Origin of the sequence: Mesorhizobium sp. B2-4-18 (assembly GCF_006441385.1) — a bacterium.
Classification (GTDB): Bacteria; Pseudomonadota; Alphaproteobacteria; order Rhizobiales; family Rhizobiaceae; genus Mesorhizobium; species Mesorhizobium australicum.
On sequence record NZ_VFUW01000007.1, the window covers coordinates 156,242 to 172,652 of the forward strand.

General features: G+C 62.1%; 13 protein-coding genes, 1 tRNA gene and 2 pseudogenes. 11 read left to right on the top strand and 5 right to left on the bottom strand.

The genetic code is table 11. The annotated features are described in order from the left end of the window. Window positions 1-335: 335 nt before the first annotated feature. Complete coding sequence (locus FJ527_RS18435) at window positions 336-2,366, top strand: lytic transglycosylase domain-containing protein (protein ID WP_140823774.1); 2,031 nt, start codon at window positions 336-338, stop codon at window positions 2,364-2,366. 108 nt (window positions 2,367-2,474) lie between these two features. Then, complete coding sequence (locus FJ527_RS18440; protein WP_140823775.1) at window positions 2,475-3,374, top strand: alpha/beta hydrolase; 900 nt, start codon at window positions 2,475-2,477, stop codon at window positions 3,372-3,374. 58 nt (window positions 3,375-3,432) lie between these two features. On the opposite strand, the pseudogene FJ527_RS18445 reads toward FJ527_RS18440, so the two are convergent. The 4 genes and pseudogenes from FJ527_RS18445 to FJ527_RS18460 all read right to left on the bottom strand — a co-directional run bounded on the left by FJ527_RS18445 (window position 3,433) and on the right by FJ527_RS18460 (window position 6,402). Then, window positions 3,433-4,510: pseudogene (locus tag FJ527_RS18445) on the bottom strand (site-specific integrase). 242 nt (window positions 4,511-4,752) lie between these two features. After that, on the bottom strand, window positions 4,753-5,889 hold the full coding sequence (locus tag FJ527_RS18450) for a porin (protein WP_140823863.1): 1,137 nt from the start codon (window positions 5,887-5,889) through the stop codon (window positions 4,753-4,755). Window positions 5,890-6,013: 124 nt separating this feature from the next. Continuing rightward, complete coding sequence (locus FJ527_RS18455; RefSeq protein ID WP_140823776.1) at window positions 6,014-6,223, bottom strand: GIY-YIG nuclease family protein; 210 nt, start codon at window positions 6,221-6,223, stop codon at window positions 6,014-6,016. 88 nt (window positions 6,224-6,311) lie between these two features. Further along, window positions 6,312-6,402 (bottom strand) — tRNA-Ser (locus FJ527_RS18460). Between the two features lie 450 nt (window positions 6,403-6,852). Here FJ527_RS18460 and FJ527_RS18465 point away from each other — a divergent pair. Both FJ527_RS18465 and FJ527_RS18470 read left to right on the top strand, forming a co-directional pair. Further along, a pseudogene (locus tag FJ527_RS18465) lies at window positions 6,853-8,016 on the top strand (porin). A 137-nt stretch (window positions 8,017-8,153) separates the two neighbouring features. Beyond that, a complete protein-coding gene (locus FJ527_RS18470; RefSeq protein WP_140823777.1) occupies window positions 8,154-9,266 on the top strand; it encodes a pyridoxal phosphate-dependent aminotransferase in 1,113 nt (370 codons plus the stop codon). Here the strand turns inward: FJ527_RS18470 and FJ527_RS18475 are convergent. Beyond that, window positions 9,263-9,550: a hypothetical protein gene (locus FJ527_RS18475; RefSeq protein ID WP_181166392.1), complete on the bottom strand. Its 288-nt coding sequence runs from the start codon at window positions 9,548-9,550 to the stop codon at window positions 9,263-9,265. The two genes, FJ527_RS18470 and FJ527_RS18475, sit on opposite strands and share 4 nt — an antisense overlap. A 52-nt stretch (window positions 9,551-9,602) precedes the next feature. Between FJ527_RS18475 and FJ527_RS18480 the strand changes: the two genes are divergently transcribed. From FJ527_RS18480 to FJ527_RS18510, 7 genes are all read left to right on the top strand, one after another. Next, window positions 9,603-9,887 (top strand): acylphosphatase, encoded by a 285-nt coding sequence (locus FJ527_RS18480; protein ID WP_140823778.1) that lies wholly within the window; start codon window positions 9,603-9,605, stop codon window positions 9,885-9,887. Window positions 9,888-9,954: 67 nt separating this feature from the next. Next, window positions 9,955-10,605, top strand: coding sequence for a TetR/AcrR family transcriptional regulator (locus tag FJ527_RS18485; RefSeq protein WP_140618514.1), 651 nt, complete (start codon window positions 9,955-9,957; stop codon window positions 10,603-10,605). Further along, a complete protein-coding gene (locus tag FJ527_RS18490; protein WP_140823779.1) occupies window positions 10,574-11,737 on the top strand; it encodes an isovaleryl-CoA dehydrogenase in 1,164 nt (387 codons plus the stop codon). Before FJ527_RS18485 ends, FJ527_RS18490 begins: the two co-directional genes overlap by 32 nt. Before the next feature lies 1 nt (window position 11,738). Continuing rightward, on the top strand, window positions 11,739-13,346 hold the full coding sequence (locus FJ527_RS18495; RefSeq protein ID WP_140823780.1) for a carboxyl transferase domain-containing protein: 1,608 nt from the start codon (window positions 11,739-11,741) through the stop codon (window positions 13,344-13,346). 1 nt (window position 13,347) lies between these two features. After that, entirely contained in the window at window positions 13,348-13,878 is a 531-nt protein-coding gene (locus tag FJ527_RS18500; protein WP_140823781.1) for an O-acetyl-ADP-ribose deacetylase, read from the top strand. A gap of 120 nt (window positions 13,879-13,998) precedes the next feature. Then, on the top strand, window positions 13,999-14,373 hold the full coding sequence (locus FJ527_RS18505; protein WP_015318600.1) for a hypothetical protein: 375 nt from the start codon (window positions 13,999-14,001) through the stop codon (window positions 14,371-14,373). Window positions 14,374-14,422: 49 nt separating this feature from the next. Then, window positions 14,423-16,408: an acetyl/propionyl/methylcrotonyl-CoA carboxylase subunit alpha gene (locus FJ527_RS18510; RefSeq protein WP_140823782.1), complete on the top strand. Its 1,986-nt coding sequence runs from the start codon at window positions 14,423-14,425 to the stop codon at window positions 16,406-16,408. Window positions 16,409-16,411 lie beyond the last annotated feature (3 nt).

Below are 16,411 nucleotides of genomic sequence, written 5' to 3' on the forward strand. Positions count from 1 at the left end.
GGGACTTCTCGGTTCACGCATGTCGTTGTCCCAAAACCGGTATCCACTTTTGGGCGCCATGCACTTTGTTGGTTATGCATGTCGTTACCCCAAAACCGGTATCCACTTTTGGGCGCCATGCATCGGTGTTTCGTGGTGCGCGCCTTCTAACCGAAAGCGAAGCCGCGCACCATAGTCTCGACATTGTTGCGCGGCAAGCATTGCCATGGTGCCAGCAAGCGTAATTCGAACGGCCTCGATAACCCTTTGTTTACGAGCCCTTCACAACCTAAGTTTAGGCTTCAAGGCTTCTTCGCCCGCTGATAAAATGCTGGATTAAGGAAAGACACGCGATCATGCCGACCAGTCGGCCCCATCTCTTCGCGCTGCTTGGCGCCATTGCCGCGCTGATGCCCGGCGTGGCGATCAGCGGCAGCGTCGATGTGCGGGTCACCTCGGCCATCCCGGTGCCTGGTGTACAGGACAAGGCGCAACAGGCCCCCTCACCCAGCGTCGCACACTTGAAAAGTGGGCTGGATGCGCTGGCGGCCGGCGATATTGCCGGCGCCCGCGGCGTGCGTGATGCACTGCCCGCACAATCGCTCGACCAGCACATATTGGCCTGGGCGATCGCGCTTTACGGCGGAGACAAGGTTCCAAGCGGCGACATCGCGGCAGCCGCGAAGATGCTGCCCAACTGGCCGGGCACTGTTGCCCTGCGCAAGAACAGCGCGCGCGCGCTCTACCGCGAAAACCCCGCGGCGGATGTCGTCGTCAAGGCATTCGACGGCAGCCAGCCGCAGACATTCGAAGGCGTGATGGTTCTCGCGCGCGCCTATGTGTCGTCCGGCAACGCCAAGGCGGCGCGATCGGTGCTGTCGCCGTTCTGGCGCACCGCGATCCTGGAAGCCAAGGACGAGACGGCTCTGATCAAGGAGTTCGGCAGCCTTGTTCCTGCCGCCGATCACCGTTTTCGCATGGAGCGCATGTTCTATGCCGACCGGGTGAATTCCGCCTTGCGTGTCGCCGGCCTCGCCGGCGCCCAGCAGCTTGCCGACGCCTGGGCGGCGGCCGACAGGGGCGACAAGAATGCCGCCAAACTGCTGAAGGCCGTGCCGGCGGCGCAGCGTTCGGCCGGCTATTTCTTCGCGCAGGCCGAGTATCTGCGCAAGCAGCAGGATTTTGCGGGCGCCGCAGCGGTTGTCATGAAGGCGCCGGCGGACCGTGACTCCCTGGTCGATCCGGATGCCTGGTGGGTCGAACGCCGGGTGCTGTCGCGCGAACTGGTCGACCAGGGCGACATGAAGACGGCATACAAGATAGTCGCCACGCATACCGCCGAAAGCGCGGCCAATGCGGCGGAAGCCGAGTTCCATGCCGGCTGGTACGCGCTGCGTGGCCTGAACGATCCCAAGCTCGCGGCGACGCATTTCGCGCGTATCGCCGACCTTGCCCAGGGACCGATGACCCTGTCGCGCGCCTATTACTGGCTCGGCCGCGCGGCGGAAGTCGGAGGCCCCGGCAATGCCAAGGACTATTTTGGGCGTGCGGCGACCTACGGCACCACGTTTTACGGCCAGCTCGCCGCCGAACGTGTCGGCCGGCAGGCGCTCAACATCGTCTATCCCCAGCCAAGTGCCGCCGACAGGCGGAGCTTTGCCGGCCGCGAGGCCGTCTCCGCCATCAAGCGCCTGCAAGAGGCGGGCTACGACCGCTATGCCGAAACGCTCTACCGCGACCTTGCCGGCCAGTTGACCAGTCCGGGTGAACTGGCGCTGCTCGCCGTCCTGGCGGAAAAGCAGGACAACCATTTCATGGCGCTGAAAATCGGCAAGATCGCCGGAGCGCGGGGCATCGACGTCGGAGCGCTGTCGCATCCGCTCGGCGTCATCCCCGATTCGGCCAATATTTCCGGTTCCGGCAAGGCCCTGGCCTACGCGATCGCCCGCCAGGAAAGCGAATTCAATATCGGCGCCATATCCAGTGCCGGCGCGCGCGGGCTGCTGCAGCTGATGCCGGCAACCGCCAGGCAATTGGCGAAGAAGGCTGGATTGCAGTTTTCGCAGACCAGGCTGACAACCGACGCCGCCTATAATGCGACGCTTGGTTCGGCCTTCCTCGGCGAACAGCTGGATCGCTTCAACGGCTCGTACGTATTGACCTTCGCGGGCTACAATGCCGGCCCGGCCCGGGCCGGCCAGTGGGTGGCGAAATATGGTGACCCACGCGGCAAGGACATCGATGCGGTGGTGGACTGGATCGAACGGATTCCCTACATGGAAACAAGAAGTTACGTGCAGCGCGTGATGGAGAATTACGAGGTCTACAAGATGCGTATCTCCGGCAAGTACGACATCGTCGGCGATCTCGTGAACGGGCGGAGTTGAAGTTTTTGCCCTTCCTTCGTGAGGAGAAGGAGGAGCCTTTCCCATTTGACCCTCCTGCGCTCCGTCTATAGCAGACGTGGACGATCCTTCGGCTAAGGAGCCCGTCCCATGTCGAGCAACCCAGGTTTCTCCGACTTCTTCTATGCCGCGCCAGATGGGCTGAGACTTCACGCGCGCGTCTATGGCGAAGCGAATTCCGCACATTGGCCGGTCGTCTGCCTGCCTGGCCTGACACGTAATGCGCGGGATTTTCACGAGCTGGCGCTCTATCTCTCAACGCGATCCGCCTTTGCGCGCAAGGTCATCGCCTTCGACTATCGCGGACGCGGACAGTCGGCCTACGATCCCGATGTTAGTCACTATAATGTCGGCGTCGAGGCGGGAGACATCCTTGCCGGGCTGACGGCGCTCGGCATCGAACAGGCGGCCTTCATCGGCACCTCGCGCGGCGGGCTGATCATCCATGTGCTTGGCGCGATGCAGCCGGCGGCGCTGAAAGCCATCGTGCTCAACGACATCGGGCCAGTGATCGAACCCGCCGGCCTTGCCCATATCCGCGCCTATCTCGATCCCACGCCAAGACCGAAGAGCCGTGCCGAGACTGTCGATGCCCTGCGCGACACGCATGGCGGCGACTTTCCCGCCCTCGCTTCGGCGGATTGGGAGCGGATGGCGTCGGCGCTCTATCGCCAGACGGATCAGGGGCTGATGCCGGATTTCGACCCGAGGCTGGTTGAAACGCTCGCCGCCCTCGACCTAAGCAAGAAACTGCCGGATTTGTGGGCGCAATTCGAGGCGCTGGCCGTCATGCCTATGCTGGTCATACGTGGCGCCAGTTCGAGACTTTTGTCCGTCGAGACGCTTGAAGAAATGAAGAAGCGCCACCCAAACCTCGAGGGGATCACGGTCGAGGGCCAAGGCCACGCGCCTTTCCTCGAGACCGGCAGCCTGCCCGTCGCCGTTGCTGCTTTTCTCGATCGCGCCGAGAGGCAAATAAGCGGCAAATAAGCCCCAAGACCAGATCAGATCCCGGGGCTGTTACGGCAGCAAAGGCAAACTGTCGGAACTACTTGGCCTTGGAGCTTTTGCGGGTCGCCTTTGGCGGCGCCTTCGCCGAAGCGCCCTCATTCGTCTGCTTCCGCTTCGCCGACGGCGTCGTCACCGGCGACGAAAACAGCGAGCTTTCCGCGCTGCCGGCCGGTTGCTCGCCGCGAGGCTTCTCCAGCACGACAACGCAGCCATCGAGATCATTGGTGGCCAGATGCGCGTAGCGCATGGTCATCGACAAGGTCTGATGGCCAAGCCACATCTGCACGCGGCGGATGTCGATGCCGCCCTGGACAAGACGCGAAGCGCAGGTGTGGCGCAGGATGTGCGGCACGACCTGGTCGTCGGCGCCGAGCCCGACTTCCGCCTTGGCATCGTTCCAGATGGCGCGAAATTGTGCCTGGCTGAGCTTGGTGAACGGCCCCTTAGGCCGGCGCCCTTCGGCCGGAGGCAGCTTGATGACCTCCTTGACCCGCTCGGTCATCGGAATGGTGCGGCTGCGACCGGACTTGGTGATCCAGAAGGAGACGCGATGTTCCTGGATATCGTTCCAGATCAGCCCGAGCGCCTCTCCGAGGCGGCATCCGGTGTCGACCAGGAAGACGGAAAGCCGGTAGGCATCCTCGCTGCGGCTCTTGATAGCGGCAAACAGCCTTGCCTCTTCCTCCCTCTCGAGGAAACGAATTCGTCCCGCCCGCTCCTTCTGGCGGCGAAACTCGGGCAGGCTGTGGATATCTCCCATCTTGTAAGCCTTGCGCAGCAGTTTGCTGAGAGCAGCCATCTTTCGATTGATGGTCGCGTTGCTGTTGCCGCGCTGGCGCAAGGTGCCGATAAGGTTGTCCAGGGTACTCTGGTCAAAGGCGCTGAAACGCTCCCCAAGGAGGATCTCGTCTATCTCGCCGATGAAGGAGCTGACATTATATTTATGTCGCCCATCATCCCACAATATGTCTCGATAAGCTGAAAAAGAGCTCTCCGACCCGATGCGACGTTACTTCTCTTATCTTGTTGTAGGTATAGTTGAATTTCGCGTTTTGAGAAGAATACATCGCATAGTGGTCAGAGGGCCCTCCCTCTTGAATCGCTTCATTGGTCATTATTCGCCACACCCCCCTAGTGGATAGGCTAGCCCTAACCGCTTGGAAGTGTCCTTTCAAGAATTTTTAAGCCGTGGCTAATTTCTTCCGTTGATTGACGGATCCCAGCGAAACCGCTCCACAGGCCTAATTCAGCTACCGATTCCCCCTGTCCCTTCTGTTGCGTTGACCCAGCCACGAAACAAAAACAGCCCGGACGTTTGTGCGCCCGGGCTGGATTTCAGCTGTAAAGAACCAGCCCCTTAGAAGGAGCGCTGGAAGCGGAGGACTCCGCCGATGCTGCTCTTCTTGGTCGCATTGGTCCAATTGGAGAAGTCTGCGTCGTCGAACTTGCCTGCATTGAGGTAGTCGACTTCGGCCGTGACCGTGAAGCCGGGAACGATATCATAGGCAATGTTCGCGGCAATGCCGAGGTTCTTCCATTCGTCATACGAGACCTGAGCGTTGAACGAGGTCTTCTCGTTGAACTTGTAGGTGCCGCCGCCCCAAACTGCCCAATTGCCGCCCCACAGCTTGTAGAAGCCACGGCCGCCGCCCGGGATGGACCATGTGGGATCCGAGAGATTGTCGTCCGAGCCGTAGCCGGCCATCAAGAACAGCGACAGTTCGTTGGTGGCGTTGACATCCAAGCGAACCTTGCCGGCCCACTCTTCGTAGTTGCTGTCGTAAGCAACGACGCCCGTGATCGCGCCCCACCCCTGCGTCCATTTCACGCCACCAACCACGTTCGGAACGTAGCTGTCGATCGTGCCGTCCGGAACGCTCAGATAGGAGCCCGGAGCCGGGTCAGAACCTTCTTCGAGCGAAACCACAGCCGAGAAGCCGTTACCCGCGTCGAAGTAGTACTGGATAACGTTGGTCTCGAAGCCGCCGTAGGGAACCAGCGTATCGTTGATGACGTTGCCGGCGTAGCCGGTGAACGTATCGAAGGCCGATTCGTCAGCACCGACGCGCAGACCGCCGAGTTGAATCCAGGCGAAGTTCAGCGAAGAGCTCTGGCTCCCGTCGGAGTAGTTGAAACGGGTCTCGGTATAGGTCTTCAACGTGCCGAGTTCGGTTTCCTGGCCAGTCCAGGTCTTCAGGGTGAAGCGGGCCTGCTTGTGCCAGGTGTCGTTCTCGCTGCCATCCTCATGATCGGTGGCGCGACGACCAGTGAAAGCACCCTGATCTCCAGCGGAAGCATCATAACGGACATAGCCGCCGATGCGCAGGCAGGTCTCGGTGCCGGGGATGTAGAAGTAGCCAGCGCCGTAGACGTCGCAAATCTTGACGTATTCAGCGGGCTCCGGCGCGGCGACGACGACGGCGTCGGCGGCGCGCGCACCGGAAACTGCGATCAGGGCCGCAGCGGAGCCGAGAAGAAGGCTCTTGATGTTCATTTTCTGACCTCCAGTCAGAATCGAACCGAATGACGGCCCTATCAACGCCAGTTCAGGCATCAACTGCCTGAGATAACTAAGTTTTTTCGGAGACCAGGTGGATTTCGCGCTGTCGTGCGAATAGTCACCAAAGACGTTTGTTGGCGAAGGCGTGCCCGGAGTCGGATTTCAGATAGCGCTTGAATGAAGCCGCCTTGGCTTGGTCGGAGAAAGCTACATAGGTGACGATCCGCCAGGGCAGAAACTTAGACGTGTGGGTGGATTTTCCGGCATTGTGCTCGGCGATCCGGCGCTTCAGGTCGGATGTGATGCCGACATATCGCTCGCTATCCACAGGCCCTCCTTCGCCGAGGCTTCGGAGAGCGTCCTGCTTCGCTGGAAGGTCTGGGCTTGTCCTGCGAAGCCCGGAGGGCGAAGCAGGATGGCGGAGAGGATGGGATTCGAACCCACGAGAAGCTTTTGACCTCTACTCCCTTAGCAGGGGAGCGCCTTCGACCACTCGGCCACCTCTCCGTTGAGCCGCTGGATAAAGAAAAGCGCCGGCACAATCAACAAGCCCGCGTCATTAATATGGAAAATAACGGCGCGCTGTCGCCGCGGATTTCCGCGATGGGGCGGTTATGCGGCAAATCCCTGGCCGGTGACTCGCGGCCTCGCCACGATTCCGTCGGCCGAATGCCGGATTCGGCCGGAAATAGCCGGCTGCGGCGGGCCTGATGGTTAACGAGAGCTTTCTGAGTGAGGCCAAATCGTGTCATTTGTGCAACAGCGCCGGGGGATAGCAGCCGAACAGCCCTTTCGCCGGTACGATCGTTGTTGAACGCCGCCGGCTCATGGTAATGTCGAGTTCGAAGGAGCGGCGCGGTGCGCATCTTTTTCGGTAGTGGGGATGGGGCAGGGAACGCTGTCCTTCAGCAAAGAATACCCAGACCCGTTTTTTAACTTTTGACTGGAGGTCAGAAAATGAACATCAAGAGCCTTCTTCTCGGCTCCGCTGCGGCCCTGATCGCAGTTTCCGGTGCGCGCGCCGCCGACGCCGTCGTCATCGCCGAGCCGGAGCCCGCTGAATACGTCAAGATTTGCGACGTCTACGGCGCTGGCTACTTCTACATCCCCGGCACCGAAACCTGCCTGCGCGTCGGCGGCTATGTCCGCTACGACATCTCCGGTGGCGACCTCGGTACGTTCGATGGTGCTAAGAACGTCGACCATCAGGATGGCAGCATAAATGACACCTGGCACAAAAATACCCGCTTCACGCTGAAGACCTAGACCGGCCAGGAAACCGAGCTCGGTACCTTGAAGACCTACACCGAGACCCGCTTCAACTTCGGCAATGGCGAGGGAGGTGACACCAGCTACGATCCGGCGACTGGCCTCTTCGTCGACAATCCCGCCCATAACAAGGACGTCTCGCTGAACTTCGCCTGGATTCAGCTCGGTGGTCTCCGCGTCGGTAAGGACGAATCGGCCTTCGATACGTTCATCGGCTACGCCGGCAACGTTATCCAAGATACGATCGTTCCCTACGGCGATTTCGACACCAACGTCGTGCAATACTACTTCGACGCCGGCAACGGCTTCTCTGCCGTCCTCTCGCTGGAAGAAGGCGCAGGCACGGTTGGCACGATCGACAGCTATGTTCCGCATGTCGTCGGCGGTTTGAAGTGGACGCAGGGCTGGGGCGCCATCACCGGCGTCGTTGCCTATGACAGCAACTACGAAGAAGTGGCCGGCAAGGTTCGCTTGGATGTCAACGTTTCCAACGAACTGTCGCTCTGGGTCATGGGCGGCTACGGTTCGGACGACAATCTCAACGATCCGACATACGCAATTCCGGCTGGCGGTCGCGGCTTCTACAAGCAGTGGGGCGGCAACTGGGCAGTTTGGGGCGGCGGCACCTACAAGTTCAACGAGAAGACCTCGTTCAACGCTCAGGTTTCGTATGACGACTGGAAGAACCTCGGCATCGCGGCGAATATCGCCTATGACGTTGTTCCCGGCTTTACGGTCACAGCCGAAGTCGACTATCAGAACGTCGGTAGCGATGATCTGACGCGGGCCTGGGACGGCGCCGAGAAGAAGAGCAATATCGGCGGCATTCTCCGCTTCCAGCGCTCGTTCTAAGACATTTCGGCTATTGAAACCGAAACCCGGCGGGCAACCGCCGGGTTTTTTGTATTTGCACCGATGCTCTATCGCGCAGCTTGCACCGGCCGGTGGCGCGCGTTAGCAAGAAGGTCCCTTCCAAGCGAGCTTCCGACATGCCTCAGCGCCCTGCCCTCTCACCACTCATCGCAGCGCTTCCGTCGACCGTGCCGTTTGTCGGTCCCGAAGCGCAGCAGCGTGAGCGCGGGCGCGCTTTCCGTGCCCGCATCGGCGCCAATGAGAGCAGTTTTGGTCCTTCGCCGCGCGTCATCGCCCGCATGGAGAGTGTCGCGCGCGACCAGTGGATGTATTGTGACCCCGACAATTACGATCTGAAGGTCGCGGCTGCGGCGCATCACCATGTGGCGGTCGAAAATATCGTTGTCGGCGAAGGCATTGACGGTCTGCTCAGCCTGGTGGCGCGCATGTACGTGGCGCCTGGCGATGCCGTGGTCACCTCGCTCGGCGCCTATCCGACCTTCAACTTCCACATTGCCGGTGTCGGCGGCCGGCTGGTGACCGTCCCTTACGAGAATGACAGGGAAAGCCTGGACGGTCTGCTCGCGGCAGTCGTCAGGGAGAAGGCGCCGCTGGTCTATCTGTCCAACCCGGACAATCCGATGGGCAGTTGGTGGGAAGCCGACGAGGTCATCCGCTTCATCGAAGCCTTGCCGGAAACCACCATGCTCGTGCTCGACGAAGCCTATGGCGAATTGGGACCAGCCTCGGCCCTGCCGCCGATCGACATCTCGCGGCCGAACGTCATCCGCATGCGAACCTTTTCGAAGGCCTATGGACTTGCCGGAATACGCTGCGGCTATGCCGTCGCCGAGACGCAAGTGATCAGCGACTTCGAGAAGATCCGCAACCACTATGGCGTCAGCCGCATGGCGCAGATCGCCGGCGTCGAGGCGCTCGCCGACCAGGCCTATCTCGAGACGGTGGTGGCCCGGGTCGCCGCCGGACGTCGGCGCATTGCTGATATCGCCGAACAGAACGGGTTGAAGCCGCTCGCCTCGGCGACCAATTTCGTCACCATCGACTGCGGCCATGACGGTGCTTTCGCCGTGAAAGTGCTGCAGGGGCTGTTGTCGCGCGACGTCTTCATCCGTAAGCCGATGGCGCCACGGCTCGACCACTGCATCCGCGTCAGCGTCGGTCTCGCCCACGAACTGGACATCTTCGCCGAGGAATTGCCTGGCGCCTTGGCAGCGGCGCGCGGAAACTAGGGCACTTCGCGGCGCTCGGGAGCCATCGCGGCGCCGAGCAGATGTCCGGCACGCGCCAGCACATCCGATAATTCCGCGGCTTCCCTGTCATTCAAGCCCGCGGTCAGGCGGGCCAGATCACGATCCGTGGCCGCATGAAGTGCCGCAAGCGCGGCCTGGCCGCGCGCGGAGAGCGAAAGAACGCGCGGCCGGAGTGGCGCGGGATCGGTACACATCTCGGTCAGGCCGGCGGCAGAAAATTTGGAACGGAGGCCCTCGATTTTCATCGCGGTCACCGTTTCCAACCGTTGCCTTCGTTCGATGCTGCGCCAGACTCTATGGAACGGGAGCGAGCCCATGAATGATCGGAAAAGGGCAGTGCAGGCGCACATATACGGCACGGTCCAAGGGGTCGGCTACAGGGCGTGGACGCGCGATGAAGCGACAAGGCTCGGGCTGTTGGGCTGGGTGCGCAACGAAAGAGACCGCTCGGTGACGGCATGGCTTACCGGCGCCGACGCGGCGATTGCGGCCATGATTGAACGGCTTCGGCAAGGCCCGTCGGGCGCATCCGTCTCGCGGATCGATGTGGAAGAGCTGGAGACCTGGGCCACGCCTGGAGATTTCAGGATTATCGGATAGACGGATTTCCGCCTGCCTTGAATTAATTGAACGTTTGTTTTATTATTCTGCCGTCAACGAGGCGACGATGGCGCGCACCACAGGATCACACGGCGAGCGAACCGAAGCGGCAGTCCGTGAAGCGGCGGCCACCCTGATTGCGCGTTACGGTTATGAAGCAATGTCGATGCGCCAGCTGGCCGCCGAGGTCGGCGTGCAGGCGGCCGCGCTCTATCACTATTTTCCGACCAAGGAAGACCTGCTGTTCACGCTGATGCGCGACCATATGCAAGCGCTTCGCGAGGCCTGGGAGCGTTCCAGGCCGGCCGACGCGGATCCGGTACGGCAGCTTGCCGCCTTTGTGCGCAACCACATCGCCTTTCATATCGGGCGCCGCCACGCCACGCATGTGTCGAACATGGAATTGCGCAGCCTGTCGCCTGACAGGCTGACACAGATCCTGCGCATGCGCACGGCCTACGAAAAGGACCTGCGTTCGATCCTGCGCGATGGCGCCGAGGCGGGTATTTTCCGCATCGAGGACACCGGCCTGACGGCCATGGCTCTGATCCAGATGATGACCGGCGTCATCGTCTGGTTCCGGCCGGGCGAGCGATTGTCGATCGCCGAGGTCACGCAGACATACCTTTCGATGACAATGCGCCTGGTCGGCGCGAACATCGGCATTGGTACCGGGGAGGAACGGCATGTACACGAACACGCTCAGCTTCGGGCATGACGAGGACGTCGAGGCGTTGCGCGACCTGGTGCGCCGCTTCGCCCAGGACAGAATCGCGCCGATAGCCGCTGACATCGATCGCGAGAACGAATTCCCGGCGCATCTATGGGGAGAACTCGGCACTCTTGGCCTGCTCGGCATAACCGCCGATCCCGATTTCGGCGGCAGCGGCATGGGCTATCTCGCCCACGTGATCGCGGTCGAGGAGATTTCGCGCGCCTCGGCATCGGTCGGCCTTTCCTACGGCGCCCACTCCAATCTCTGCGTCAACCAGATCAACCGCTGGGCAACGCCGGCACAGAAGGAAAAATACCTGCCGCCGCTATGTTCGGGCGAGCACGTCGGCGCGCTGGCCATGTCGGAGCCCGGCGCCGGCTCCGACGTGGTGTCGCTCAAGTTGCGCGCCGAAAAGCGCAATGACCGCTATGTGCTCAACGGCACCAAGATGTGGATCACCAACGGCCCGGATGCCGAAACGCTGGTCGTCTACGCCAAAACCGACCCGGACCGGAAATCGCGCGGCATCACCGCCTTCATCGTCGAAAAGGCGATGCCGGGGTTTTCGGTGGCGCAGAAATTCGACAAGCTCGGCATGCGGGGGTCCAACACCGGCGAACTGGTCTTTTCGGACGTCGAGGTGCCGTTCGACAATGTGCTGCACGAGGAAGGACGCGGCGTCGAGGTGCTGATGTCCGGCCTCGACTATGAGCGCACCGTGCTTGCCGGCGGCCCGATCGGCCTGATGGCGGCCTGCCTCGACGTAGCGATCCCCTATGTTCACGAGCGCAAGCAGTTCGGCCAGCCGATCGGGGAATTCCAGCTGGTGCAAGGCAAGCTTGCCGACATGTATACGGCGATGAACGCCGCGCGTGCCTACGTGTACGCCGTCGCCGCCGCCTGCGACCGCGGCCAGACCAGCCGCAAGGATGCAGCCGGATGCGTGCTGTTCGCCGCCGAGAAAGCGACGCAGATGGCACTCGACGCGATCCAGCTGCTTGGCGGCAACGGCTATATCAACGACTATCCGACCGGCCGGCTTTTGCGCGACGCGAAGCTCTACGAGATCGGCGCCGGCACCAGCGAGATCCGTCGCTGGCTGATCGGCCGCGAGATCATGGCGGAGGGGGTGTAGCATGGCTATCCTCCAAACCCAGATCTCGCCCTCCTCCGAAACCTTCCGTGCCAATGCCGAGCGCATGCGCGCGCTGGTTGCCGATATCGCTGAAAAGGCGACGACAGTCGAGCGCGGCGGCTCGGATGAGGCCCGCGATCGCCATGTCGGTCGTGGCAAGCTGCTGCCGCGCGAACGCCTGGCGCAATTGCTGGACACCGGTTCGCCCTTCCTCGAGATCGGCCAGTTCGCGGCATGGTCCATGTATGGCGAGGAGATTGCGTCGGCCGGCCTGATCGCCGGCATCGGCCGCGTCGAGAGCACCGAGGTGATGGTCGTTGTCAACGACGCCACGGTGAAGGGCGGCACCTACTATCCGCTGACGGTGAAGAAGCATCTGCGCGCGCAGGAGATCGCGCTGCAGAACAATTTGCCATGCGTCTATCTGGTCGACAGCGGCGGCGCCAACCTGCCCAACCAGGACGAGGTCTTTCCCGACCGCGAGCATTTCGGCCGCATCTTCTACAACCAGGCCAACATGTCGGCTGCCGGCGTTCCGCAGATCGCCTGCGTCATGGGCTCCTGCACCGCTGGCGGCGCCTATGTGCCGGCGATGTCGGACGAGACGATCATGGTGCGCAACCAGGCGACCATCTTCCTCGGCGGACCGCCGCTGGTGAAGGCGGCCACCGGCGAAGACGTCAGCGCCGAGGAATTGGGCGGCGCGGATGTACACACCAGGCTTTCCGGCGTCGCCGATCACTATGCGCTGGACGACGAACACGCGCTCGCCATTTGCCGGCGCATCATCAAGAACCTGAATCGGAACAAGGCTGTAAGCCTGAGCTTACAGAAAGCTCATCAGCCGCTTCATCCCGCGGATGAGCTCTATGGCATCGTCCCGACCGACCTGCGCCAGCCCTATGACGTGCGCGAGGTGATCGCGCGCATCGTCGACGGCTCCGAATTCGATGAGTTCAAGCAGAACTACGGCACCACGCTGATCACCGGTTTCGCCCACCTCCATGGCATGCCGGTCGGCGTCATCGCCAACAATGGCGTGCTGTTTTCCGAAAGCGCGCTGAAGGGCGCGCACTTCATCGAGTTGTGCTGTCAGCGCAAGATTCCGCTGGTTTTCCTTCAGAATATCACCGGCTTTATGGTCGGCCGCAAATACGAGGCGGGCGGCATCGCCAAGGACGGCGCCAAGCTGGTGATGGCGGTGGCGACCGCCAGGGTGCCGAAGGTGACCGTCATCATCGGCGGTTCGTTCGGCGCCGGCAACTACGGCATGTGCGGCCGCGCCTACTCACCGCGCTTCCTGTGGATGTGGCCGAACGCGCGCATCTCGGTGATGGGCGGCGAACAGGCGGCAACCGTGCTCGCCATGGTCAAGCGCGAAGGCATCGAGCGAAAGGGCGGCGAGTGGAGCGCCGAGGAGGAAGCGAAATTCAAGAAGCCGATCCTGATGAAATACGAGCATGAGGGCCATCCGCTCTACTCGTCCGCCCGCCTCTGGGACGACGGCATCATCGATCCGGCCAGGACACGCGAGGTGCTGGCGCTCAGCCTTTCCGCGTCGCTCAACGCCGAGATCGAGGAGACACGCTTCGGCGTGTTCAGGATGTGAGATGAGCAAGGCCCAAGACAGGATCCGCATCCACACCGGCGACATCACGAAGCTGGATGTCGACGCCATCGTCAATGCCGCCAACACTTCGCTTCTTGGTGGCGGTGGAGTCGATGGCGCCATCCACCGCGCGGCGGGTCGTGAGCTCGAGGTAGAATGCCGGATGTTGAACGGATGCAGGGTCGGCGACGCCAAGATCACCAAGGGTTACAAGCTGCCAGCTCGACATATCATCCACACGGTCGGGCCGGTCTGGCAGGGCGGCGGCAAGGGCGAAGCCGAACTGCTGGCCTCTTGCTATCTCAGGTCGCTGGAACTCGCGACCGCCAATGATTGCCGTTCGGTGGCGTTTCCCGCGATCTCGACCGGTGTTTACCGCTACCCGAAAGACGAGGCGACCGAAATCGCCGTCTATGAGGTCAATGACTTCATCAAGCACAACGCGCTTCCCGAAATCGTTGTTTTCTGCTGCTTCGACGAAGCGATGGCAGAACTATACCGTCAACATCTTGCAACATTGGGTGGAGATTGAATTTTATAGGCCAGGCCTTTCGTTCGCTCACGAAATCGCGAGCTCATCCTGCAGCTCTGGCGGCGCCGGAGAATATTCGCTATCGCTCGTCCTGCACTTTGCAATGGGGATGGGGTGAGAATGGAACGGAAATATTCACGGAATGCGTCTACTTTAATACTTTCGGCATTGCTGCTAACCGCCGCGCATGGCGCGGGCGTGGCCGGATCGCTGGCGGGAAGCGAGGGAGACAAGCGTTTCCCGCCCTATTTGCCACGAAATTTGAAAGATCCATGTACCAAGACCTACAAGGCCTATGTGGCGGCCGGCGGCCATTCGGCCTACGCCACCACGCCTTATGCCCGGATCATGTCATCATACATAATCTGCGGCGGGCATCTGAACGCGCCGTCACAAAAGGCAGCGGAAGAACTGGCTATGAAATCCTGTCTGGCCACGCGCGCGCACTACAAGGTAACCACCGGCGGCGCCTGCGAGATCGCCGCTTCGAAATAGGCCGGTGCCTACCAAAATGGCGCCGCCCGATACTGACCCGGGAGGCTCCATGTTCACGAAAATCCTGATCGCCAATCGGGGCGAGGTCGCTTGCCGCGTCATCCGCACGGCTCGCAAGCTCGGCGTGCACACTGTCGCCGTCTATTCGGATGCCGACGCGAGGTCCCTGCATGTCGAGATGGCCGACGAGGCGGTCCATATCGGTCCTTCGCCGGTCGGCGAGAGCTATCTGCGCGGTGACAGGATTGTCGCCGCGGCCCTGGCCACGGGTGCGCAGGCTATCCATCCCGGTTACGGCTTCCTGTCGGAAAACCCCGATTTCGTCGACCAGGTGGTGGCGGCCGGCCTCATTTTCATCGGCCCGTCGGCGACCTCGATCCGCGCCATGGGGTTGAAGGACGCCGCCAAGCGGCTGATGGAAAAAGCCGGCGTTCCGGTCGTTCCGGGCTATCATGGCGAGGCGCAGGAAATCGTGCTGCTTGCGTCAAAGGCCCGCGAGATCGGCTATCCCGTGCTGATCAAGGCGCGCGCTGGCGGCGGCGGCAAGGGCATGCGCCGCGTCGAGCATCCCGATGACTTTTCCGAGGCACTCTCCAGCGCCCGGCGCGAAGCAAAGGCCGCTTTCGGCGACGACCGCGTGCTGGTCGAGAAATATGTCGACAAGCCGCGCCATATCGAAGTGCAGGTGTTCGGCGATAATTTCGGCAATGCGGTGCATCTCTACGAGCGCGACTGTTCGGCGCAACGCCGCCACCAGAAGGTAATCGAGGAGGCCCCCGCCCCCGGCATGACGCCGGCTTTGCGCAAGGCAATGAGCGAGGCGGCGGTAAAAGCCGCCAGAGCAATCAACTATTCCGGCGCCGGCACCATCGAATTCATCGTCGACGCCTCGCAAGGCCTCAAGGCCGATCGCTTCTGGTTCATGGAAATGAACACCCGGCTGCAGGTCGAGCATCCGGTCACCGAGATGGTCACCGGCACCGATCTCGTCGAGTGGCAGTTACGGGTCGCCGGCGGCGAAAAACTGCCGAAGACGCAGAGCGAGATCACGCTTTGCGGCCATGCTTTCGAGGCGCGCATCTATGCCGAGGATGCGGCCAAGGGGTTTCTGCCGGCCACAGGCACGCTGCACCACCTTAGATTTCCAGACGTTGCCCCCGAAGGCGCCACGATGCGCATCGAGACCGGCGTGCGGGCTGGCGATGCCATCTCGCCCTATTACGACCCGATGATCGCGAAGCTGGTCGTTCATGCCGGAGACAGACGGCAGGCGCTGGAAGCGCTCCGCACCGCGCTCGCGCAAACCGAGATTGCCGGCTCCACCGTCAACACCGCTTTTCTTGCCGCCCTTGCCGCCGATCCGGATTTTGCGGCTGAAGACATCGATACCGGCCTGATCGGCAGACACCAGGAGGCGTTGACGGCGGTCGCGCCGCCGACCGGCGAGATCATCTCGGCTGCCGCCATGGCGGCCTCGGGTGCCGGAGCATTGCCGTCGTCGAACGACCCATGGTCATCACTCGCCGGCTATGCGCATTTCCACGGCGGGGCGCAGCGCATGCGGCTGACGTTCGGCGACGAAGCCATTCAGGCAAGGATTTCAGTGCGATCGGACGGGCGCTTCCAGGTGGCGCTCGATGCGCCTTATGACAGCACCAATTTGCATGATCTTCGCGCCGTTCCCCGCCTCGCCCGCTGGCCTGGCCACATCACGGTGTTCGAAGGCGCCGTCGGCTATACTTTCGCGGTGCCGGACCCCTTGGCCAGGAGCGATGAAGCGGCCGCCGCCACCGGCAGCCTGCGCGCACCGATGCCGGGCCTGGTCAAGCTTGTGCGCGTGGCGAAAGGCGACGGTGTGATCAAAGGACAAGCTCTGCTGATCCTCGAGGCGATGAAGATGGAGCACACCATCGCCGCCCCGCATGACGGGGTGATCGCCGAGGTCGCCGGGGAAGGCGCACAGGTCACCGACGGGACAGTGCTGGTGCGGTTCGCCGAGGACCAGAACGCATGCACCGCGGCCGCCGGCGGATAGAAG